Genomic DNA, 21,405 nt, shown 5'->3' on the forward strand with positions numbered 1-21,405 from the left:
GAGTACCCCCCATGAGACGAATCCTGAAACAGGCCACGCTGTCACTGGCCCTGCTGCTGAGCCTCCCCGCCGCCGCCCAGCTGCGGGTGGTGGCCAGCACCTCCGACATGGGCCTGCTGGCCGCGGAGATCGGCGGCGAGCGCGTGAGCCTGGAGGTGCTCGCCCCCGCCGACCGCGACCCCCATTATCTGGTGGCACGGCCCGGGATGATGCGGGCCCTGCGCGGTGCCGACCTGCTGATCCACACGGGAGCGGGGCTGGAACAGGGCTGGCTGCCAGCGGCCATGGACGGGGCCGCCAATCCGGCCATCCGCGAAGGCCGAGCGGGGAATTTCAACGCCTCTGCCCAGGTGAGCCTGCGAGATGTGGGTGTCGCGGCCGATCGTGCCCTGGGCGATGTGCACCCGGAAGGCAATCCCCACTTCAGCCTGGACCCTCTGCGCTACGCCCGGGTGGCCGAAGCCCTGGCCGCGCGGCTCGCCACGCTGGATGCGCAAGGCGCGGAGTATTATCTGGCCCGGGCCGAAGCCTTCAAGCAGGCGCTGGCGCAGCGCCTGCCCCGCTGGCGCGAGGCCTTGCAAGGCGCGCCCGGCGCGGTGCTCTATCACAAGAACGCCGATTATTTGCTGGCCCGCTTCGAGGTGCCCCTGCTCGGGCTGCTGGAACCGGTGCCCGGCGTGCCCCCCACCGGCCGCCATCTGCGGGAGCTGATCGACGCGCTGCGGGGGCGGGACGGCGTGGTGCTCTACCACGGCTACCAGTCACCGGCGGCCCCGCAGCGCCTCGCGCGAGCCCTGGGCTGGGACGCCCGGGAAGTCCCGGCCTATCCGCCGGCGGATGAAGGGGCGCAGGCCTATTTCCGCCTCATCGACCAGTGGGTGCGAGCCCTGGGGAGCACCGAGTGAGGGAACTGCTGCGACTGGAAAGGCTGCGCGCCGGCTACCGCGCGCCGCTCAGCGCACCGGTCAGCCTCAGCCTGCGTGCCGGCGAGACCGTGGGCCTGACCGGCCCCAACGGCTGCGGCAAGTCCACCACCCTGCACGCCGTGCTCGGCCAGGCCCAGGTGTTCCAGGGGCGGCTCTGGCGCGCGCCGGGCAGCCGCATCGCCTACCAGCGCCAGCAGCCGATCCGCCCGCCGGGGCTGCCCCTGCGGGCCCGGGAGTATCTGCGCTACCTGGATGCGGAAAACGCCCTGGCCATGCTGCCCGCCTCCCTGCAGGCACGGCTGGACACCCGCATCGACCGGCTCAGCGGCGGGCAGTTCCAGCTGCTCGCCGTGTGCGCCGCCCTGGGTGGAGCCGCGGAACTGGTACTGCTGGATGAGCCCACCAACAACCTGGACCCGGACGGGCAGGCCGAGCTGGAACAATTGCTCGCCCGCGAGCACCCGGATCGTGGCGTGCTGCTGGTCAGCCATCAGCGGACGTTCCTGGAGCGCAGCTGCGAGCGGATCGTGGAATTGACGACATGCTGAGACTGGTACTGGATCCGCTGTTCACCACGCCGTTGCTCACCGGACTGTGCTGTGCATTGCTGCTGTCGGTGCTCGGCTGCTGGCTGCGCGTGCGGGAGGAGTGGCTGGCAGCCCTGGGCCTTGCCCATGTGGCCGCGGCAGGAGCCCTGCTGGGGCTCGCCGCGCAGCTGCCCGCCCCACTGGCCTCGGCCTCGGGCGCGCTGCTCGCCGCCCTGGGCAAGGCCGTGGCCGGGCTGCGGGGCAACAGCGGCTATGGGCTGATGATACTTGCCGGTTGGAGCCTGACCCTGTTGCTGGCGGCCAATACGGCACTGGGGGAAGAGCTGGCCCATGCGCTGATCGACGGCCAACTGTACTTCGTCGCCGACTGGCAATTGCGGGCCATGGCAGCGACCACCCTGCTGAGCCTCGCGCTGCTGCCCTGGCTCAACCGGCGCCTGCTGCGGGCGCAACTGTTGCCCGAGGGCGATCGCGCCAACGCCCGCCCCGCCTGGCGCTGGCACGGCGCCTTCGACCTGCTCAGCGCCGCGGCGCTGGCGCTCGCCACCGGCAGTGTCGGTCTGATGGCCGCCTTCGCGCTGGTGTTCATCCCGGCCTGGCTGGCCTTCGTGCTGGCACCGGGCTGGCGCGCGGCGCTGCTGCTGAGCCCGGCGCTGGGCGTCGGCGCCTATCTGCTGGCCTTCGTTCTGGCGCTGGGGGCGGATCAGCCCTTCGGCCCCACCCTGGTGGCTTGCCTGTTGGTGCTGAGCACCGCCGTGCTGGGCCTGCGGGAGCTGCTTTACCGGGTCACCCGGTCGCGCAGATAGACCGGCAAGGCCTGGGCGGCGCCCACCAGCGCGCCGGCGTCACGCAGCCGGGCGGCCAGCGGAAGCGCGTCCAGGGCGCGCGGCAGGGCCTCGCCGTCGACCCCGCCCAGGCGACCGGCGAAGCGCTGCCCCAGCTCCTCCGGGTAGCGAGCCCAGCCGGTGCCGGCGGCGAACCAGCCCGGCGTTTCCGGCAGCGCGGCCGCCTGGGGCGGCAGGACCCGCTCCTCGCCCAGTAATTCCATCACGCCCTCGCGCAGCCGATACGCCCCCCAGTACACCTCCGCCATGCGCGCATCCACCGCCGCCAGCACCCGCTCGGCGCCATGGGCGCGGGCCGCGCCCTGGGCCAGCATGGCCAGGGTGGATACGGGCGCCACCGGCAGATCCACGCTGTAGGCCAGGCCCTGGGCCACCCCGGCGCCGATGCGCACGCCGGTGAAGGAGCCGGGGCCCCGCCCAAAGGCCAGAAGGTCCACCTGCGCAAGCGTCAACTCGGCCTCGGCCAACAGTTCCCGCACCATGGCGAGCACATGCTCGGCATGGCCACGGGGCATCAGGGCGTAACGCTCCCGGGTCTCGCCGCCCACGCTGAGCGCGGCGGAGCAGGCTTCGGTGGCGGTATCCAGGGCGAGCAGTACAGATTGGGTCACGGCGTCTTCGGCTCGGCTGCTTGAAGGGCGGGCGTATTATGCCTGAGGCCCGGCGGCCTCGTCCGCCGGCGTCTCGGACTCGCCGTCGACGTCGAACTGGAACTCCAGCTGTTCCTCTTCGGCGCGCGGGTCCATGACCGTGCCGGCAATGGGCGTGGTGTCGGGCACAGCCAGGTAATCGGTCTGCTCCTCCAGCGAGACGTGCTCACCCACCTGGTTGCGATAGACCGCAACCAGGGTGAGGAACACCCCGGCGGCGGCAATCCCCCAGAACAGCCCCGCTGCCCCCACTTTGCTCATCAGCGCGGCGGCCGCGATGGGGCCGATGATCATGCCGATGCCGTGCACCATGAGCAGCGCCGCCCCCGCGCCCACCAGCTCTTCCCGGCTCATGAAATCGTTGGCCAGAGCCACGCTCAGCGGATAGATGGTGAACGCCAGCCCACCCCAGAGCGCGGCCAGCACGATGATCACCAGGGGCCCGGCATGGACCAGCAGCGCAATGGCCACACTGACCAGCACCACGGCGAGGGCCACGGCAATAATGGTTCTGAAACGATCGTAACGGTCCGAGGCGCGCCCTATGGGGTACTGCAGCACCAGTCCGCCGAGGATGGTCGCCCCCATCAGGCTCGCCACCTGGTTGACACTGAACCCCACACCCTGGGCGAACACCGGCCCCATGGCCATGAAGGAGCCATTGAACAGCCCCGAGGTCAGAGACCCGGCGGCCCCTAGCGGACTGATCGCGTACAGCGCCTTGAGGCTGATGGGCCGGGTCTCGTGCAACTCCGGCGAGCGGGCCCGGGTGAGCGCCACCGGCACCAGCGCCAGGGCAAACAGGAAAGCGGCCAGGCTGAACAGCTCGAAACCGCGGATGTCCCAGGCGCCGAGCAGGAACTGCCCACCGCCCAGCGCCGCGTTGGTGGTGATCGCATACACCGCCAGCAACTGTCCGCGCCGTTCTTTGGGGGTTCGGTCATTGAGCCAGCTCTCGGTGACTATATACATTCCGGCGAGCGAGAAACCGAAGATCACGCGCATCAAACCCCAGGCCAGCGGATCGAGCACGATGGGATAAACCAGGGTGGAGCCCGCCGCGATGGCCGCGAGCACGGCGAAGCTGCGGATATGCCCCACCTTCTGGATCACCCGTGGGAACCAGAAAGTCGCCAGCACGAAACCCACCGAATAGCAGGCCATGACCACGCCGATCACTTCCGTGGGAAAGTCTTCGACACCCATGCGTACCGCCAGCAAGGTCCCCAGCAGGCCGCTGCCCACCAGCAGTATGGCGACGGAGAGCAACAGCGCGATGAAGGGCGCCAGCAGCGGAAGCATGGTGCTTTAAACGACCTCGAAGCCTTGGGGGTCACCGATCAATTCCCTTGGGCCTCTGCGATAGCCAGGCGGCCAGAGGGCCAGGGGAATTGATCCGTGCCTCACTTGCGGTAGATGCGCCCCAGCTTAGCAGATCCGCCACGGCGTAGAGCCTGGGGAATTGATCTGTGTCGGACAGGGCCCCGCGAGCCTGGTGGCGACTCCTCTATTGGGACAGCGAGGAACCCCGTTTTCCTTGCTCGGCATTGCGGCGGCAATAGGCGCATCTGTCGGCTTCTGGATGAACCTGGCGCCGACAGATGGGGTGCCGTGCCCGGCGCGGTTCTGGGGCGGGTAAAGGCTTTCTCCGTGCCTCTTCTTTCCCGTCAAAGGGCGAAGAAGTATTTTAATGGATTAGGCGGAAATAGAAAGGAATCGCCTATTGCCGCATTGCTGCAATAATACAATTATAAACAAGCACCTACCTTGACGAAGGGAAAAGAACGTGTTTTACTTCGCCGCCTGTTTTGGCGAACGAACCGCAGCTATCTCTAGCAAAAGAAACAGCCCCGAACGGCTCCCCAAGGCCGCTTGCGGGCAGCTCACGAAGTCCCGCACACACCCTGGCGCCCTGCCCGTGACCAGCACGCATGGCAAGGCCCCGGCGGCGCCCCTCTCTGCTTTGACGACAGCGAACCGGCTCTTCGCCACTCGCCCCCTGCCCGAAAAACCAGACACGATGACAAGGCTTGAAATCCATGTCCGATGATGGGATCACCTTTCGTAACCCGACCGTTGAAGACGGCGGCGCCATCTGGCGCATCGTCAAGGAATCCGGCGTGCTGGACCTGAACTCCAGCTATATGTACCTGCTGCTGTGCAAGGACTTCGGCGACAGCTGCGTGATCGCCGAGCACGAAGGCCGCGCGGTGGGCTTCGTCACCGGCTACCGCCCACCTGGCCGCCCCGAGGCCGCCTTTCTGTGGCAGGTGGGTGTGGACAGCGCCATGCGTGGCCACGGGCTGGGCAAGCGGCTGCTGGGCGCCTTCCTGCGCAGCCCCGGCAATCGCGGCGCCACCCGGCTGGAGACCACCATCTCGCCGGACAACGACGCCTCCCGCGCCCTGTTCCGCGCCGTCGCGCGGGATCTGGGCGCCGAGGTCAAGGTGGAGCCCTGCTTCACCGCTGCGCATTTCCCCGAAGCGGGCCACGAGGACGAGGAACTGTTCCTCATCGGTCCCTTCGATGCAGAAACCCCGAACAAACTTCCCTACTGAGAGAGGACTCGAACATGAGCCTGGACGTATTTGAACAACTGGAATCCGTGGTACGCGGCTATGTGCGCAATTTCCCGGCCGTGTTCGACCGCGCGCAGGGCGCCTGGCTTCACGACGTGGACGGCAAGGCCTATCTGGACTTCTTCTCCGGCGCCAGCGTGCTGAACTATGGCCACAACCCCCCCGAGCTGAAGAAGGCGCTGATCGACTACATCAGCCGCGACGGCATTACCCACAGTCTGGACATGGCCTCCAAGGCCAAGGCCGACTTCATGCAGACCTTCCACGACCGGATCCTCAAGCCCCGGGGCCTGAACCACAAGATCCAGTTCCCCGGCCCCACCGGCACCAACTCGGTGGAAGCGGCGCTGAAGCTGGTGCGCAAGGTCACCGGCCGTGAAAAGGTCATCTCCTTCACCAATGCCTTCCACGGCATGACCCTGGGCGCGCTGTCGGTGACCGGCAACGCCTTCAAGCGCGCCGGCGCCGGCCTGCCGCTGACCCACTCCGACACCATGCCCTTCTATGGCTACTTCGGCGATGAAGTGGACACCATCGAGTACATCGACAAGATGCTGCAGGACCAGGGCTCGGGCGTGGACCTGCCGGCCGCGGTCATCGTCGAAACCGTGCAGGCCGAAGGCGGTGTCAACGTCGCCGACCTGAAATGGCTGAAGGACCTGGAAGCCCTGTGCCGCAGGTACGAGATGCTGTTCATCGTCGACGACATCCAGATGGGTTGCGGGCGCACCGGCAAGTTCTTCAGCTTCGAGGATGCCGGCCTGGACCCGGACATCATCTGCCTGTCGAAATCCATCAGCGGCTACGGCCTGCCGCTGGCGCTGACCCTGATCAAGCCCGAGTACGACATCTGGGAGCCGGGCGAGCACAACGGCACCTTCCGCGGCCACAACCTGGCCTTCATCACCGCCGCCGAGAGCCTGAACCGCTTCTGGAGCGATGACAGCCTGAGCCGGGAAACCGAGCGCAAGGGCGAGCTGATGCGCCAGGGGCTGCTGCAGATCGCCGCGAAGCACCCGGATGCCAAGGGCACCGTGCGCGGCCGGGGCATGATGCAGGCCATCCACTTCGAGAACATCGACATGGCGGGGACCGTCTCGAAGCATGCCTTCCAGCGCGGCCTGATCATCGAGACCTCCGGCCCCGACGGCGAGGTGCTGAAGCTGATGCCGCCGCTGGTCACCGATGACGCGGACATCCAGAAGGGTCTGGAGATCATCGACGCCGCCCTGGCCGAAGCCGTGCGCCTGGAAGGCCGCGACAGCCAGCCGGTTCGCGTGATCCGCGACTGAACCCTCCCCACGACACCCGAGGAGCGAACATGATCTACCGTACTCTGGAAGACGTGCTGGGCACCGACAACGACGTGCACGGCCCGACCTGGAACAGCCGCCGGCTGCTGCTGCGCAAGGACGGCATGGGCTTCACCTTCGCCGACACCGTGATCAAGGCCGGCACCGAGACCTACATCTGGTACGCCAACCACCTGGAATCGGTGTACTGCATCGATGGCGTGGGCGAGATCGAGACCGTCGAGGATGGCAAGGTCTACCCGCTGCGGGCCGGCGTGATGTACGCGCTGGACAAGCACGACAAGCACTATCTGCGCGCCACCAGCGATCTGCGCATGATGTGCGTGTTCAACCCGCCGCTGACGGGGCGGGAAGTGCATGACGAGAATGGGGTCTATCCGCTGATCGAAGAGGACTGAACCCGGGCGCGTACCGCACCCTGATGAACGCCGGGTACACCACCCGGCGTTTTTTTTGCTTCATCGCGCTTGGGCGGGAAAACGGAGGTACAGGGAAACGGCCTTTGACGAGCCTTATGGCGTAGGTGCCGGTCCCGGGGTGGGTACGGCCTGGGGCGGCCCACGATTTGGCCCGGCTACGCCGGGCTGCCCTGCGCTTCTCGCCGGAAAGGGGCGGGTTGCAAACTCGCTTCGCTCAAACAGGCAACCCGCTTTTTCCCTTTCCGGCTGCGATGCTCGGCTGCATCGACGTCCGCCCCAGGCCGTACCCACCCCGGAACCCCATCTGTCGGCGCAAGCTCCACCCCAAAAGCCGGGAGAAATGCGCTCGCGCCGTCGCGATGTCACGAAGCGAAAGTGCGCTCTCTCTTTGTATCACTCTGGATCGAGAAGCAGCCACCCAGGTTCGAGGAGCCGTGTCCGGGTGGGCTTTGGGGGTTCGTTGGCGCAGCCGGGGCCAAGACTTGGAACCCCCAAAGCCCACCCGGGCACGGCGGCGGCCACCGACGTTCAGGCGTGTGTCCCCATGCTTTCCGGACAGCAAGGAAAGAATTGGTGGTTTCCGCTTGATCCGCGATGAGCCACAAAAAAGCCCCGCTTCTCAGCGGGGCTTTTCTTTCGAGCGTTCCGGCAACTGCCTCAGGGCATGCGGAAGGCCGTGGCGGCCTGGTTGTAGCCCACGCCGGAGCCAATCATCACCACCAGATCGCCGGACTTGATCTTGCCCTGCTCGATGGCGTCATCCAGCGCCATGGGGATGCAGGCGGAACCCGTGTAGCCCCACTTGTCCATGACCATGTGGCACTTCTCGACCGGCACGCCGATGTTCTCGGCGGCCAGCTCGATGGTGGGCTTGCGCACCTGGGTGAAGATCACCTGGTCCACGTCGTCGGCGGTGAAGTTGTTCTCTGCGGCCAGGCGCTTGAACAGGCGCGGCCAGCCCTCGTCGTTGATTTCGGGCGGGTAGCGCTTGACCAGCTTGACCTTGGTGCGGCCTTCCTGCAGTGCTTCCTCGTTGGCGGGCTCGGCGGTGCCGCCGGCGTAGATGCCCCAGGCGTCGGCGAAGGCGCCGTCGGCCTGCAGGGCGGTGCCGATGAAGCCCGGCTTGTCGCCCGGCTCCAGGATGGCGGCCCCGGCGCCGTCGCCGTAGAAGAAGATGGTCGGGTCATCCGGGTCGCCCAGCTTGTGCATCATGTAGACGCTGACCACCAGCACCTTCTTCAGTGCCGGGTTGGTGGCGATCAGGCCCGCGGCAGCAGCGAAGGCGGTGGGGAAGGAGGCGCAGGCGCAGCCCACGTCGAAGGTGCCGGCGTTCTTGGCGCCCAGCTTGTGCTGCAACACGGTGGAGGTGGCCGGGGTGATGTAGTCCGGCGAATCGGTGCCCAGCACGATCAGGTCGATGTCCTCGGGCTGGAGGTCGGCCTTGTCCAGCACCTTGCGCGCGGCCTGCAGGGCCAGATCGGAGCTGGCCCAGTCATCGGGCGCGTACCAGCGTTGCTCGATGCCGGTGCTCTTGGCGAATTTGCCGATCACCTCGGGCAGTCCGAGTTCGGTGAAGTGCTTGTTCAGTTCCTCGTTGCTGACCTTGCGCTCCGGCACGTAATGGCTGGTCGCAACGAGATTGGCGATGCGTGTCATTCCAGGTTTCCCCCGACTTGGGTCGTTGATATCAGCTGACTGCCCTGTCATGTCATGAAGCGGCAAGCTTACCGGGGGAGGGGGCGCAAAGGGAACCCTTGCGGGGCGCCAATGCTTGCTGTGGTGCAGCATTGTCCGGGGGGTTACCGCAGAGGCGCAGAGGCGCAGAGGCGCAGAGGCGCAGAGTTGCGCAGAGTTGCGCAGAGTGGGGTCAGAGCCGTTCAAGGCGACGACCTCGGGCGGCGGGCACGCCACACGGTATCGTTCTTTCTGTGTGATCTCTGCGTCTCTGCGGTGCATGCCCCCCACGCCCCGCTCTTCAGCGTTTCGGCAGATACAGATCCGTGAGCGTGCCGGCCGCGGCCTCGGCGGCCATGGCTACCGTTTCCGACAGGGTCGGGTGGGGGTGGATGCTCAGGGCGATGTCCTCGGCCTCGGCGCCCATCTCGATCGCCAGCACCACCTCGGAAATCAGGTCCCCGGCGTTGGGGCCGGTGATCGCGCCGCCCAGCAGGCGCCCGGTCTCCTGGCTGAACAGCAGCTTGGTCATGCCGCTGTCGGCGTTCAGCGAGAGCGCGCGGCCGTTGGCCGCCCAGGGGAACACGGCCTTGTCCACGGCGATGCCGCGGGCTTTCGCCTGCTCCTCGGTCAGCCCGGCCCAGGCCACTTCCGGGTCGGTGTAGGCCACCGAGGGGATGCAGCGGGGCTCGAAGGCGCTCTTGTGACCGGCGATGACCTCGGCGGCGACCTTGCCCTCGTGGGTGGCCTTGTGGGCCAGCATGGGCTGCCCGGCCAGATCCCCGATGACGTGGATGTGGGCCACATTGCTGCGCTGGAATTCATCCACCGGAATATGGCCGTGCTCGTCCAGCTTCAGGCCCGCCGCTTCCACGTTGAGCCTGTCGCTGTTGGGGCGGCGGCCCACGGCCACCAGCACCCGCTCGAAGCTGTCCTCGTCCGGGGCGTCCTTGCCTTCGAAGCGCACTTTCACCTGCTTCTTGCCGGGCTCCAGGGCCGTGACCCTGGTTCCCAGGTAAATGGCCTCGTAACGCGGCTCGATACGCTTGCGCAGCGGTTTGACCATGTCGGCGTCCACGCCGGGAATCAGCCGATCGGCGAGCTCCACCACGGTGACCCTGGCCCCCAGGGCCTGGTAGACCGTGGCCATTTCCAGGCCGATGATGCCGCCGCCGATCACCAGCAGACGCTTGGGCACGTCTTCGAGCTGCAAGGCGTCGGTGGAGTCCATGATCAGCGGGTGATCCAGGTCCATGCCCGGCGGGGCCACCGGGCGCGATCCCGCGGCGAGGATGCAGTGGCGGAAGCGGATTCGGCGGCTCTTCCGGCCTTTCGCCGTCACCTCGAAGGTGTGCGGGTCGGTGAAGCGAGCCTCGCCCTGCACCACCTCGACCTTGCGCTGCTTCGCCAGGCCCTTGAGCCCGGCGGTGAGCTTGCCGATGACCTGGTCGCGCCAGCCGCCGAGCTTTTTCAGATCCAGCTTCGGCTTGCCGAAGCTGACCCCGTGTTCGGCGAACTCGGCCGCCTCCTCGATGACTTTCGCCGCGTGCAGCAGCGCCTTGGAGGGAATGCAGCCCACGTTCAGGCACACGCCGCCGAGGCTGGCGTGCTTCTCGATGAGGATCACCTTGAGGCCCAGGTCGGCGGCGCGGAAGGCGGCGGTGTAGCCGCCGGGTCCGGCGCCCAGCACCACCACGTCGGCGTCCACCTCGTCGGGGGCGTCGCTGGGGGCCGGCGCCGGGGCGGGTTGGTCCCCGCCTTTCTCGGCGGTCTGCGCCGGAGCGTGCGCGTTGTCGGGCGCGGCTTTCTCGGCGGGCGCTTCGGCCTGCGCCGCCTTGCCCTCCTCCGCGTCGCCTTCGCTCTCTTCGGGCTGGAGCAGCGCGACCACGTCACCCTGGGCGACCTGGTCGCCCACCTTGATCCTTACCTCGGTGATGGTGCCCGCTCGCTCGGCGGGTACTTCCATGGTGGCCTTGTCGCTCTCCAGGGTGAGCAGGGATTGCTCCTGCTCCACCCGGTCGCCGGCCGCGATGAGCACCTCGATGACATCCACGGCGTCGAAATCGCCAATGTCCGGGACTTTCAGTTCAATTGTGTCGGCCATTACAGGGCCCCTCCTACAGGATCAGCCGGCGCAGATCGCCCAGCAGCTCCGCCAGGTACGTGGTGAAGCGGGCGGCGGCGGCGCCGTCGATGACCCGGTGGTCGTAGGACAGGCTCAGCGGCAGCATCAGCCGCGGCTGGAACTGCTCGCCGTCCCAGACCGGCTTCATCGCCGCGCGGGATACGCCGAGGATGGCCACCTCCGGGGCGTTGACGATGGGGGTGAAGGCGGTGCCGCCGATGCCCCCCAGGCTGGAGATGGAGAAGCAGCCGCCCTGCATGTCGCCGGGGGCGAGCTTGCCGTCGCGGGCCTTGGCGCTGAGCTCGATCAGATCCCGGGCGATGTCGTAGATGCCTTTGGTGTCGGCATCGCGGATCACCGGCACCATCAGGCCCTGGGGCGTGTCCACGGCGACACCGATGTGGCAGTACTTCTTGTAGTAGAGGGCATCGCCTTCCGGGGCGAGGGAGCTGTTGAAGTCCGGGTAGCGGCGCAGGGCCGCCGCCGAGGCCTTCACCATGAACGCCAGCGGCGTGAGCTTGACGCCCTCGCCCTCGGCCCGGGCCTTCTCGGCCTTGCGGAAGGCCTCCAGCTCGGTGATATCGGCTTCGTCGAACTGGGTGACGTGGGGGATGTTCAGCCAGCTGCGGTGCAGGTGCGGGCCGGCGATGCGCTTGATGCGTGACAGCGCCACCTTCTCCACCTCGCCGAACTTGCTGAAGTCCACCGCCGGTATGGGCGGGATGCCGCCCATACCGGGGGTGGCGGTCGCCGCCGTGCCGCCGCTCAGGGCCTGCTTGACGAAGCCCTGCACATCCTCTTTCAGGATGCGGCCCTTGCGGCCGCTGCCCTGGATGCGCTCCAGCGGCGCGCCCAGTTCCCGCGCGAAGCGACGCACGGCGGGGCTGGCGTGGGCCTTGGTCTGGGACGCCACATCCAGCGGTGCCAGCGGCTGGTGGTCCTTCTTCACCGGGTGCTCCGGTGGCTCGCCGCCGGCGGCGGACGGGGCCGGCTCGGGCTCACTGGGCTCGGTGCCCGAGGCCTCCTCGGAAGGTGCCTCCGGGGCGGGCTGTTCGGCCTGCTCGTCGGCTTCCGGCCGGGCCGCCGCTTGGTCGTCCGGCGTATCGGCTTCCTTCGCGTCCTCGCTGTCGACGGGCTCCAGCAGCGCGATGACATCCCCCTGGGCGACCTTGTCGCCCACCTTCACCTTCACCTCGGTGACCTTGCCGGCCCGGGAGGCGGGTACCTCCATGGTGGCCTTGTCGCTCTCCAGGGTGAGCAGGGACTGTTCCTGTTCGATGCTGTCTCCCACCGAGACCAGCACCTCGATGACATCCACGGCGTCGAAGTCGCCGATGTCGGGTACCTTGATTTCTACGCTGTCAGCCATGTTCGGTCCTTTTCCATAGCCGCCCGGCGCGTCGCGCCGGGGCGGGGTGCTACGCGCGCTCAGCCGTGTTCCGGGCGGGCCTTCTCCGGGTCGATGCCGTACTTCTTGATGGCCTCGGACACGGTCTTGGCCGGAATCTCGCCGTCATCGGCGAGCACCTTGAGCGCGGCCACGGTGACGTAGTGACGGTCCACCTCGAAGTAGTTGCGCAGCCGTTCGCGGGTGTCCGAGCGGCCGAAGCCGTCGGTGCCCAGCACCAGGTAGCGTCGGTCCATCCAGGGCCGGATCTGGTCGGCGAAGCTGCGCATGTAGTCGGTGGCGGCCACCGCCGGGCCCTTGCGGCCCTTGAGGCAGTCGGCGACGTAGGCCGTGTGGGGCTTGTCCTCCGGGTGGAGCATGTTCCAGCGCTCGGCGTCTATGCCGTCGCGGCGCAGCTCGGTGAAGGACGGGCAGCTCCAGATGTCCGCGGAGACCTTCCAGTCCTTCTTCAGCAGATCCGCCGCCTCGATCACCTCGCGCAGGATGGTGCCGGAGCCGAGCAGCTGCACCTTGAGCTTGCCCTGACCACCGTCGCGCAAGAGATACATGCCCCGGCGTATGCCCTCCTCGGCCCCCTCGGGCATGGCCGGCTGGACATAGTTCTCGTTCATCATGGTGATGTAGTAGAAGACGTTCTCCTGCTCGGCGTACATGCGTCGCAGGCCGTCCTGGATCACGACGGCCAGCTCGTAGGCGAAGGCCGGGTCGTAGGAGACGCAGTTGGGGATGGTGGCCGAGAGCAGGTGGCTGTGGCCGTCCTGGTGCTGCAGGCCCTCGCCGTTGAGGGTGGTGCGCCCGGCGGTGCCGCCCATGAGAAAGCCCCGGGCCTGCATGTCGCCGGCGGCCCAGGCCAGGTCTCCCACCCGCTGGAAGCCGAACATGGAGTAGTAGGCGTAGAAGGGGATCATGGGCACGCCGTGGTTGGCGTAACTGGTGCCCGCGGCGATCCAGCTGGACATGGCGCCGGCCTCGTTGATGCCTTCCTGCAGGATCTGCCCGGTCTTGCTCTCCTTGTAGAACATCAGCTGATCGGCGTCCTGGGGTTCGTAGAGCTGACCCTGGGAGCTGTAGATGCCGAGCTGGCGGAACAGGCCTTCCATGCCGAAGGTGCGCGCCTCGTCGGGGACGATGGGCACGATGTGCTTGGCGAGCTTCTTGTCGCGCAGCAGGATGGAGAGCGCCCGCACGAAGGCCATGGTGGTGGACATCTCCCGATCGCCGCTGTCTTTCAGCAGCAGATCGAAGGCGGAGAGTTCCGGCACTTCCAGCGGGTCCACCTGATGGTGGCGCGCCGGCAACGGGCCGCCGAGCTGCTCCCGGCGCTCGCGCAGGTATTTTATCTCCGGGCTGTCCGGGTCGGGCCTGTAGAAGGGCGCCTCGGCGATGTCCTCGTCGCTGACGGGGATGTTGAAGCGGTCGCGGAAGGCCTTGAGTGCCTCGGTGCCCATCTTCTTCTGCTGATGGGTGATGTTCTGGCCTTCGCCCGCCGCGCCCATGCCGTAGCCCTTGACGGTCTTGGCGAGGATCACCGTGGGCTGGCCGCGGTGGTTCACCGCGGCGTGGTAGGCCGCATAGATCTTGTGCGGGTCGTGGCCGCCGCGGTTCAGGCGCCAGATGTCCTGGTCGGACATATTGGCCACCATGGCCTTGAGCTCCGGGTACTTGCCGAAGAAGTGCTCGCGGGTATACGCCCCGCCCTTGGCCTTGAAGTTCTGGTACTCGCCGTCCACCGCCTCTTCCATGCGCTTGCGCAGCAGGCCCTTGGTGTCCTTGGCGAGCAGGGGGTCCCAGTAGGAGCCCCAGACGACTTTCAGCACGTTCCAGCCGGCGCCGCGGAACTCGCCCTCCAGTTCCTGGATGATCTTGCCGTTGCCGCGCACCGGGCCGTCCAGGCGCTGCAGATTGCAGTTGACCACGAACACCAGGTTGTCCAGGCCTTCCCGAGCGGCGAGCCCGATCGCGCCCAGGGATTCCGGCTCATCCATCTCGCCATCACCCAGGAAGCACCAGACCTTGCGCTGGCTGGCATCGATGATGCCGCGGTGGTGCAGGTACTTCATGAAGCGGGCCTGGTAGATGGCCATGATCGGCCCCAGCCCCATGGAGACCGTGGGGAACTGCCAGAAGTCCGGCATCAGCCAGGGGTGCGGGTAGGAAGTCAGCGCATCCGGCAGGGTGTCCTGGCGGAATTTGCGCAGCTGATCTTCGCTGATGCGCCCTTCCAGGTAGGCGCGGGCGTAGATGCCAGGTGCCGAGTGGCCCTGAATGAACACCATGTCGCCGCCGTGCTCCTCCGTGCGCGCGTGCCAGAAGTGGTTGAAGCCCACGTCGTACAGGGTCGCGCTGGAGGCGAAGCTGGCGATATGGCCGCCGATGCCGTCGTGTTCCTTGTTCGCCTGCACCACCATGGCCGCCGCGTTCCAGCGGATGATCGAGCGCAGGCGCCATTCCAGCTCGTGATCGCCCGGGGAGCGCTCCTCCATGTGGGGCGGGACGGTGTTCTGGTAGGCGGTGGTCGCCTTGAAGGGGATATGGCCGCCACTGCGGCGGGCCTTGTCCACCAGGGCCTCGAGCAGATAGTGAGCGCGCTCCGGACCTTCGACATCGATGACCGCATCCAGGGCATCGAGCCACTCGCTGGTCTCTTGCGGATCCACATCCTTCGGTGTGTCAGCCATTCTTGCACCTCGTGGGTTGTCCGCGCATCGGGCGACCATGCGTTTCCGATTGGAAGCACGTGCTGCCCGGCCTTCTGGGCCGGGCGGCCGGTGACCCGCCTGCGCGGTGGCTTGTCAGGGGTAATGTTGTTTATTGACAGAGCCAATCCTAGCCCGCAAGGCCGCGCGCCTCCAGCGTTTCCCGTTGTGCAGCGCGGGATCGCGGGCAGGCCACAAGGTAATCGCTTAGCCTTTTGGGGGGCCTGCGGGAGCGCCTGTGAAAGCGTCGGCGGAAGCTTCTGGGGAGGAGTCCCCCGGGGCGCTTACAAGGCACGCCTCACGCCGGGCTCAGTTCGCTTGCTTGCCTTGATGGGGCTGGGCGGGGTGGTTTTCACGTCCGCCGCTGAGCCCGGCGGTGAGGGCAAAGCGCATGGCCTCGTCCACGGGCATGTCCACGGGCTGCAGAACCTCGCGGGGCAGGAACACGGTGTAGCCGCCGATCTGGTAGCTCATGGGGAAGTACACGGCCACCAGATCGTCGCCGGCCAGGCCGCGGGGCAGTTCCGCGCCCTGCTCACGGGTGACGAAGCCGAGGATGTGGTAGCCGCCGGGGCCCACCGGCGCGCTGACCACCTGGCCCATGTCGCTTTCACGGCTGCGGGAGAAGAAGCTCATCAGGTCCTGGGCGGCGCCGTAGATGCTTTTCACCAGCGGGATATGGAAGACCAGGCGCTCCAGGGCGTCGAGCAGTTTGCGCACCAGGTAGGCGCGCAGCAACACACCGAGCAGGAAGACCAGTACCAGGCCGGTCGCCAGGCCCATGCCGGGCAGGTAGGCCTGCGGGGGCAGCAGCCAGGAGATCACCGCGCCCAGCACGGCTTCGGCGCTGCTGCCGATCCAGTACAGCAGGTACAGGGTGATGGTGATGGGCAGGATCGCGACCAGGCCGCGGAGGAAGGTGCTGCTAAGTTTCTTCATGGGTAGGCGTTTTTGGTTCGGGGTGATGGAAGCATCCTACCCAAGCCTGGCCGTACCTGCTCGCCTGGCGGCCGGGCTCAACCGCGGGGAGTACGGGTCCAGGCCAGATTGCGCCTGCGCAGGCCGGCCACGCTGATCAGGGTCAGTTGTATCAGGGCGGGGGGGCTGGCCAGCAGCAGGGCCAGTCGTCGGCGGCTCAGGCCCAGGCCCAGGGCACCCGCCGTCAGGTAGGCGAAGTAGCCCGCCCCCACCAGCAAGGCCATGAGTATCAGCGCGGGCTGAGCGCTCAGCAGGCTGCACAGCAGCGCGGCCAGATACAGCAGCAGCACCAGGGGGCGGCTCAGGGTGAGCAGGGTCAGTGCCGCATCGCGCAATGGGCGTTGACGGCGGCGCAGGCCTTCCAGCCACAGCGCGGCGGCCTGGGCGCGCCCCAGAGACAGGTTCCCCTGGGCCCAGCGACTGCGCTGCACCCGCAGTTGTTGGGCGTCCACCGCGCTGGGGGATTGCACCCGGGTGTCGGGCAGGAAGACCACCCGATGGCCGGCGCGCAGCAGCCGCAGGCTGTGCTCGCTGTCCTCGGCAAGGGATTGGGCGCGCCAGGGCAGGGCCTCGAGCACCGCGCGGTGGAAGACCATGCCGGTGCCCCGCAGCAGTACCGCCTGGTCCGGGCGTTTGCCGGCGTAGAACAGGGCGTTTTCCAGGTGGCTGCCCACCGCGGCCATGTAGCTGATCGCACCGGCGTCGGGGTTGGAGGGCTGGTAACTGCATTGCAGCACCCGGGCACCGCTCGCGAGGTGGGCATCCAGGCTGCGCAGGGCGCGGCGCTCCAGGCTGCAGTCCGCGTCCAGTACCACCACGGCATCCAGGGGTGCGGCCAGCACCCTGGGCAGTGCCCAGGCCAGTGCCTGGCCCTTGCCGGGGCGGGCCGGATCATGGCGCTCCAGGACCTCGGCGCCGGCGCTCCGTGCGCGCTCGGCGGTGTCGTCGGTGCAGTTGTCGGCGATCACCAGCACCCGGAACAGCGCCGCGGGGTAGTCCAGCGCCCGGCAGGCGCGCACCGTGGCGGCAATCTCCCGCCGCTCGTCATGAGCGGGGATGAGGACGAGGAAGCGATGCCGGGGGTCGTTCCGCTGGGTGGGCGGTTGGCCTGTGTTGCGCAGGGCCCGCCAGGCATGGGCGGCGTAGTAGAGCAGCACCAGCAGGCTGAGACTCAGCAGGGCGAGGGCGATCAGGGTCATGGAGGCACCTGCGGGGCGTCGGTACCTGCAGTGATAAGGCCGTGGGCGGCGGCTTCAAGCGCTGTAACGATCCTGCCCGGCCCTCGGAGCCCGGTGTCTCCCTAGAGCCAGTCCCGCGGGCGCAGGAAGTCCGTTGTCAGACGCGCCTCGGGGCTGCCGGGCTCCGGCTCCCAGCCGTACTCCCAGCGGGCCAGGGGCGGCAGCGACATGAGGATGGATTCGGTGCGCCCGCCCGACTGCAGACCAAAGCGCGTGCCCCGGTCCTGCAGCAGGTTGAATTCCACGTAGCGCCCCCGGCGATAGAGCTGGAAGTGACGTTCCCGCTCGGCATAGGGCATGTGCCGGCGGCGCTCGACGATGGGGGTGTAGGCCGGCAGGAAATGGTCGCCCACCGAGCGCATCAGGGCGAAGGCCCGCTCGAAGCCGCCCTCGTCCAGATCGTCGAAGAACAGCCCGCCCACGCCGCGGGTTTCTTCCCGGTGGGGCAGGTAGAAGTACTCGTCGCACCAGCGCTTGAAGCGCGGATAGACATCGGCGCCGAAAGGCTCGCAGGCGGCCCGTGCGGTGCGGTGCCAGTGTATCGCGTCCTCCGCGAAGCCGTAGCTGGGGGTGAGGTCGAAGCCGCCGCCGAACCACCACACCGGCGCTTCGCCTTCCCGCTCGGCGACGAAGTAGCGCACATTCGCGTGGCTGGTAGGGGCGTAGGGGTTGCGGGGGTGTATGACCAGGGAGACGCCCATGGCCTCCCAGTGGCGGCCGGCCAGATCGGGGCGGCGCTCGGTGGCGGCGGCCGGGAGTGCGTCGCCGAAGACTTGGGAGAAATTCACTCCGCCCTGCTCGAAGGTTTCGCCGTCCTTGAGCACCCGGCTGCGGCCGCCCCCGCCGCCGTCTCGCGTCCAGGCGTCCTCGACGAAGCGGGCTTCGGGCTCGAAGGTTTCCAGCTCCCGGCAGATGCGGTCCTGGAGCTGTAGGAAGTAGGTTTTTACGGCTTCGGTGTTCATGGGGCGTTCAATGGCTTGTGGGGCATCGGACGGGGTGGGGAGTGCTCGATTCCGCCGGCAGCGGCATCGAGGCTACGCAGAGCCCGTGGGTTTTTCGGCTGACGGGCGTCATGCGGATGACTCGCCTGGGTCGCCGGCGCGGATAACGCGGCCGCTTTGCAGGTCGCGGATTTCGGTGGGGCGGCGGAGGCCGCCCAGGGGGGCGTTGAGGACGCCGGCGAGCTGCCCTCCGAAGATGCTGCGCGCGCGCAAGGCGCTGCGAGCCGGGGCCTGGCCGCTGCGGTTGGCGCTGGTGGAGACCAGTGCGCCGCCGAAGGCGCGGCACAGGGCCGCGGCGGGCTCATGGGCGGTGACCCGCACGGCCAGGGTGTCATGATGGCCGCTCAGCCAAGCGGGAACATCGGCGGCCTTGGGCACCAGCCAGGTGATCGGGCCGGGCCAGTGTTCGGCGAGCTGCTGCTCCTGGTGAGGGCTCAACGGCGCCAGCCAGGGGCGCAGCTGGTCCAGATCCGCGGCGATGAGAATCAGCCCCTTGGCCGCTTGCCGGCCCTTGAGCGCCAGCAGACCGGCGACGGCGGCGGGATTGGCCGGGTCGCAGCCCAAGCCGTAGACCGCCTCGGTGGGGTAGGCGATGACGCCACCCCCGCGCAGGCGGCGCACCAGGGGGGCGAGGCGATACACCGCGGTCATGCAGCGCCCCCAGGCTAGCTCTTGGACTTGGCCGCGCCCTTGCGCGGCGCGGCGCGGCGGCCCTTGCGCTCCGGGGCGGCGGCCAGCAGCTCCTTGCACTCTTCCAGGCTGAGCGACTCCGGATCCCGGTCCTTGGGGATGCGGGCGTTCTTCTTGCCGCCCTTGATGTACGGCCCGTAGCGCCCGCGCAGGATCTGGATGTCCTCACCTTCCTTGTCGAAGTCGCGAATCAGCCGGTTGGCGTCGGCTTCCTTCTTCGCGGCGATCAGCTCCAGGGCGCGTTCGCGGCTGATGGTATAGGGGTCGTCGTCCTTGGTCAGTGAGGCGAATTTCTTGTCGTAGCGCACATAGGGGCCGAAGCGGCCGATATTGACGCTGATGGGCTCGCCCTCGGGGGTTTCGCCCAGGTCCCGCGGCAGGGCGAACAGGGGCAGGGCCTCTTCCAGGGTGATGGTGTCCAGGCTCTGGCCCGGGCGCAAGCCGGCGAACTTGGGCTTTTCCTCATCGTCCCGGGTGCCGATCTGCACGAAGGGGCCATAGCGGCCCATGCGCGCGGTGACCGGCCGGCCGCTCTTCGGGTCGGTGCCCAGTTCACGGGCCTGCAGCACTTCGCTGCGGGAAACCTCGGCCTTTTCCTCCACCCGTGCCTGGAAGGGCTTCCAGAACTGCTCGAGCAGCGGCACCCACTCGCGCTCGCCGCGGGAGACGGCGTCCAGGTCATCCTCGAGCCGCGCGGTGAACTCGTAGTCCACGTACTGCTCGAAGTGCTCGGTGAGGAATTTGCTGACGATCCGGCCGATGTCGGTGGGCCGGAAGCGGCGGTTCTCCAGCTCCACGTACTTGCGCGCGGTGAGCGTGGAGATGATGGAGGCATAGGTGGAGGGGCGGCCGATGCCGTATTCCTCCAGGGTGCGCACCAGGCTCGCTTCCGAGTAGCGCGGCGGCGGCTCGGTGAAGTGCTGCTCCGGGCGCAGTTCCAGCAGTTTGACCTGCTCGCCCTCGTCGAGCTGGGGCAGGAACTTCTCGCCCGGCTCGCCCTTGCTGTCGTCGCGGCCTTCCTGGTAGACGGCCATGAAGCCCGGGTCGGCGATGCTGGAGCCGGTGGCGCGGAAGCTGTTGCCCTCGCCGCAGGCGAGATCCACCGCCACGGTGTCGATGGTGGCGTGGATCATCTGGCAGGCCATGCTGCGCTTCCAGATCAGCTGATAGAGCCGGAACTGGTCGTCGGAGAGTTTGGCCCTGGCCTGTTCGGGCAGCACGCGCACGGAGGTGGGGCGTACCGCCTCATGGGCCTCCTGGGCGTTCTTGGCCTTGGTCTTGTAGGCCTGCGGGCTGCCCGGGACCTTGTCCTTGCCGTAGCGCTCGGCGATCAGTTCGCGCATCTCCCCCACGGCCTCGTTGGACAAGGCCACGGAGTCGGTACGCATGTAGGTGATCAGGCCCACGGAGCCGGAGCCCAGATCCACGCCTTCATAGAGCTGCTGGGCCACGCGCATGGTGCGCTGGGCGGAAAAGCCCAGCTTGCGCGAGGCTTCCTGCTGCAGGGTGGAGGTGGTGAAGGGCGGGGCCGGGTTGCGCCGGCGCTGCTTCTTCTCGACCTTGCTGACGGTGAGTGCGCCGCCGGCGGCCTCCCGCAGCAGCTTTTCCACCCGCCGGGCCTCGGGCTCGGCATTGATGTCGAACTGCTCCAGGCGCTTGCCTTCCAGGGTGTGGAGCTTGGCGCGGAAGGCCTCGCCGGCCTTGTCCAGATCCGCCTCCACGGTCCAGTACTCCCGGGGCTCGAAGGCTTCGATCTCCTGTTCGCGCTCGACGATCATGCGCAGCGCCGGGCTCTGCACCCGGCCGGCGGAGAGCCCCGTCTGGATCTTCTTCCACAGCAGCGGCGAGAGATTGAAGCCCACCAGGTAGTCCAGCGCGCGGCGCGCCTGCTGGGCGTTGACCATGGGGGTGGAGAGCTCGCGGGGGTGGCGCACGGCGTCCTGAATGGCGCGCTTGGTGATCTCGTGGAAGACCACCCGGTTGACCGCCTTGTCGTCGAGGATGCCCTTGTCCTTCAGCAGCTCGTAGAGGTGCCAGGAGATGGCTTCGCCTTCGCGATCGGGGTCAGTGGCGAGCAGCAGGGCGTCGGCCTTCTTCATCGCCTTGGCGATGGCGTCCACGTGTTTGGCGTTCTTGTCGATCACATCGTATTTCATGGCGAAGCCATGCTCGGGATCGACGGCGCCCTCTTTGGGGATGAGGTCGCGCACATGGCCGTAGGAGGCCAGTACCTGGTAGTCGGGGCCCAGGTACTTCTTGATGGTCCGCGCCTTGGCGGGGGATTCGACGATGACGAGATTCTTGCTCATTGCGTG

The 21,405-nt window shown here is 67.8% G+C and carries 17 protein-coding genes; 6 read left to right on the forward strand and 11 right to left on the reverse strand.

The features are described from left to right. The first annotated feature begins 11 nt into the window (after window positions 1-11). Genes GBG68_RS04745 through GBG68_RS04755 form a run of 3 tightly spaced genes read left to right on the forward strand, consistent with a single transcriptional unit; the run spans window position 12 to window position 2,280 of the window. Complete coding sequence (locus tag GBG68_RS04745) at window positions 12-905, forward strand: metal ABC transporter substrate-binding protein (protein ID WP_152145688.1); 894 nt, start codon at window positions 12-14, stop codon at window positions 903-905. Further along, window positions 902-1,474: an ATP-binding cassette domain-containing protein gene (locus GBG68_RS04750; protein ID WP_152145691.1), complete on the forward strand. Its 573-nt coding sequence runs from the start codon at window positions 902-904 to the stop codon at window positions 1,472-1,474. The genes GBG68_RS04745 and GBG68_RS04750 overlap by 4 nt, the downstream gene beginning before the upstream one ends. Next, window positions 1,468-2,280, forward strand: a complete 813-nt coding sequence (locus GBG68_RS04755) for a metal ABC transporter permease (RefSeq protein ID WP_152145693.1) — start codon at window positions 1,468-1,470, stop codon at window positions 2,278-2,280. The genes GBG68_RS04750 and GBG68_RS04755 overlap by 7 nt, the downstream gene beginning before the upstream one ends. On the opposite strand, the gene tsaB is transcribed toward GBG68_RS04755, so the two are convergent. Beyond that, window positions 2,253-2,930 carry a tRNA (adenosine(37)-N6)-threonylcarbamoyltransferase complex dimerization subunit type 1 TsaB gene (tsaB, locus tag GBG68_RS04760; RefSeq protein WP_152145695.1) on the reverse strand — a complete coding sequence of 226 codons (678 nt, stop codon included), beginning with the start codon at window positions 2,928-2,930 and terminating at the stop codon, window positions 2,253-2,255. The genes GBG68_RS04755 and tsaB overlap by 28 nt on opposite strands. 36 nt (window positions 2,931-2,966) lie before the next feature. Beyond that, entirely contained in the window at window positions 2,967-4,271 is a 1,305-nt protein-coding gene (locus GBG68_RS04765; protein WP_152145697.1) for an MFS transporter, read from the reverse strand. Window positions 4,272-5,008: 737 nt separating this feature from the next. On the opposite strand from GBG68_RS04765, the gene ectA reads away from it, so the two are divergent. Genes ectA through GBG68_RS04780 form a run of 3 tightly spaced genes read left to right on the forward strand, consistent with a single transcriptional unit; the run spans window position 5,009 to window position 7,259 of the window. Beyond that, window positions 5,009-5,527: a diaminobutyrate acetyltransferase gene (gene ectA / locus GBG68_RS04770; RefSeq protein WP_152145700.1), complete on the forward strand. Its 519-nt coding sequence runs from the start codon at window positions 5,009-5,011 to the stop codon at window positions 5,525-5,527. A gap of 14 nt (window positions 5,528-5,541) precedes the next feature. Further along, on the forward strand, window positions 5,542-6,840 hold the full coding sequence (ectB, locus tag GBG68_RS04775; protein WP_152145702.1) for a diaminobutyrate--2-oxoglutarate transaminase: 1,299 nt from the start codon (window positions 5,542-5,544) through the stop codon (window positions 6,838-6,840). A gap of 29 nt (window positions 6,841-6,869) precedes the next feature. Beyond that, window positions 6,870-7,259, forward strand: coding sequence for an ectoine synthase (locus GBG68_RS04780; RefSeq protein ID WP_152145704.1), 390 nt, complete (start codon window positions 6,870-6,872; stop codon window positions 7,257-7,259). Between the two features lie 678 nt (window positions 7,260-7,937). Here GBG68_RS04780 and GBG68_RS04785 read toward each other — a convergent pair. The 9 genes from GBG68_RS04785 to GBG68_RS04825 all read right to left on the reverse strand — a co-directional run bounded on the left by GBG68_RS04785 (window position 7,938) and on the right by GBG68_RS04825 (window position 21,399). Continuing rightward, window positions 7,938-8,936, reverse strand: coding sequence for a 3-oxoacyl-ACP synthase III family protein (locus GBG68_RS04785; RefSeq protein ID WP_152145706.1), 999 nt, complete (start codon window positions 8,934-8,936; stop codon window positions 7,938-7,940). Between the two features lie 319 nt (window positions 8,937-9,255). Next, on the reverse strand, window positions 9,256-11,058 hold the full coding sequence (gene lpdA, locus GBG68_RS04790) for a dihydrolipoyl dehydrogenase (RefSeq protein WP_152145708.1): 1,803 nt from the start codon (window positions 11,056-11,058) through the stop codon (window positions 9,256-9,258). Between the two features lie 13 nt (window positions 11,059-11,071). Further along, on the reverse strand, window positions 11,072-12,448 hold the full coding sequence (locus tag GBG68_RS04795) for a dihydrolipoyllysine-residue acetyltransferase (RefSeq protein WP_152145711.1): 1,377 nt from the start codon (window positions 12,446-12,448) through the stop codon (window positions 11,072-11,074). A 59-nt stretch (window positions 12,449-12,507) separates the two neighbouring features. Next, a complete protein-coding gene (aceE, locus tag GBG68_RS04800) occupies window positions 12,508-15,165 on the reverse strand; it encodes a pyruvate dehydrogenase (acetyl-transferring), homodimeric type (protein ID WP_152145713.1) in 2,658 nt (885 codons plus the stop codon). Window positions 15,166-15,492: 327 nt separating this feature from the next. Beyond that, the gene (locus GBG68_RS04805; protein ID WP_152145715.1) at window positions 15,493-16,122 is read right to left on the reverse strand and encodes a DUF502 domain-containing protein; all 630 of its coding nucleotides are present in this window, start codon (window positions 16,120-16,122) and stop codon (window positions 15,493-15,495) included. 77 nt (window positions 16,123-16,199) lie between these two features. Continuing rightward, window positions 16,200-17,360, reverse strand: coding sequence for a glycosyltransferase family 2 protein (locus GBG68_RS04810; RefSeq protein WP_152145717.1), 1,161 nt, complete (start codon window positions 17,358-17,360; stop codon window positions 16,200-16,202). Window positions 17,361-17,461: 101 nt separating this feature from the next. Continuing rightward, on the reverse strand, window positions 17,462-18,361 hold the full coding sequence (hemF, locus tag GBG68_RS04815; RefSeq protein WP_152145719.1) for an oxygen-dependent coproporphyrinogen oxidase: 900 nt from the start codon (window positions 18,359-18,361) through the stop codon (window positions 17,462-17,464). 108 nt (window positions 18,362-18,469) lie between these two features. Then, window positions 18,470-19,051, reverse strand: coding sequence for an L-threonylcarbamoyladenylate synthase (locus GBG68_RS04820; protein ID WP_152145721.1), 582 nt, complete (start codon window positions 19,049-19,051; stop codon window positions 18,470-18,472). 14 nt (window positions 19,052-19,065) lie between these two features. Then, window positions 19,066-21,399 carry a DNA topoisomerase I gene (locus GBG68_RS04825; RefSeq protein ID WP_152145723.1) on the reverse strand — a complete coding sequence of 778 codons (2,334 nt, stop codon included), beginning with the start codon at window positions 21,397-21,399 and terminating at the stop codon, window positions 19,066-19,068. Window positions 21,400-21,405: the final 6 nt, after the last annotated feature.

The sequence above is a fragment of the Alkalilimnicola sp. S0819 genome (genome assembly GCF_009295635.1).
Lineage (GTDB): Bacteria > Pseudomonadota > Gammaproteobacteria > Nitrococcales > WHIW01 > S0819.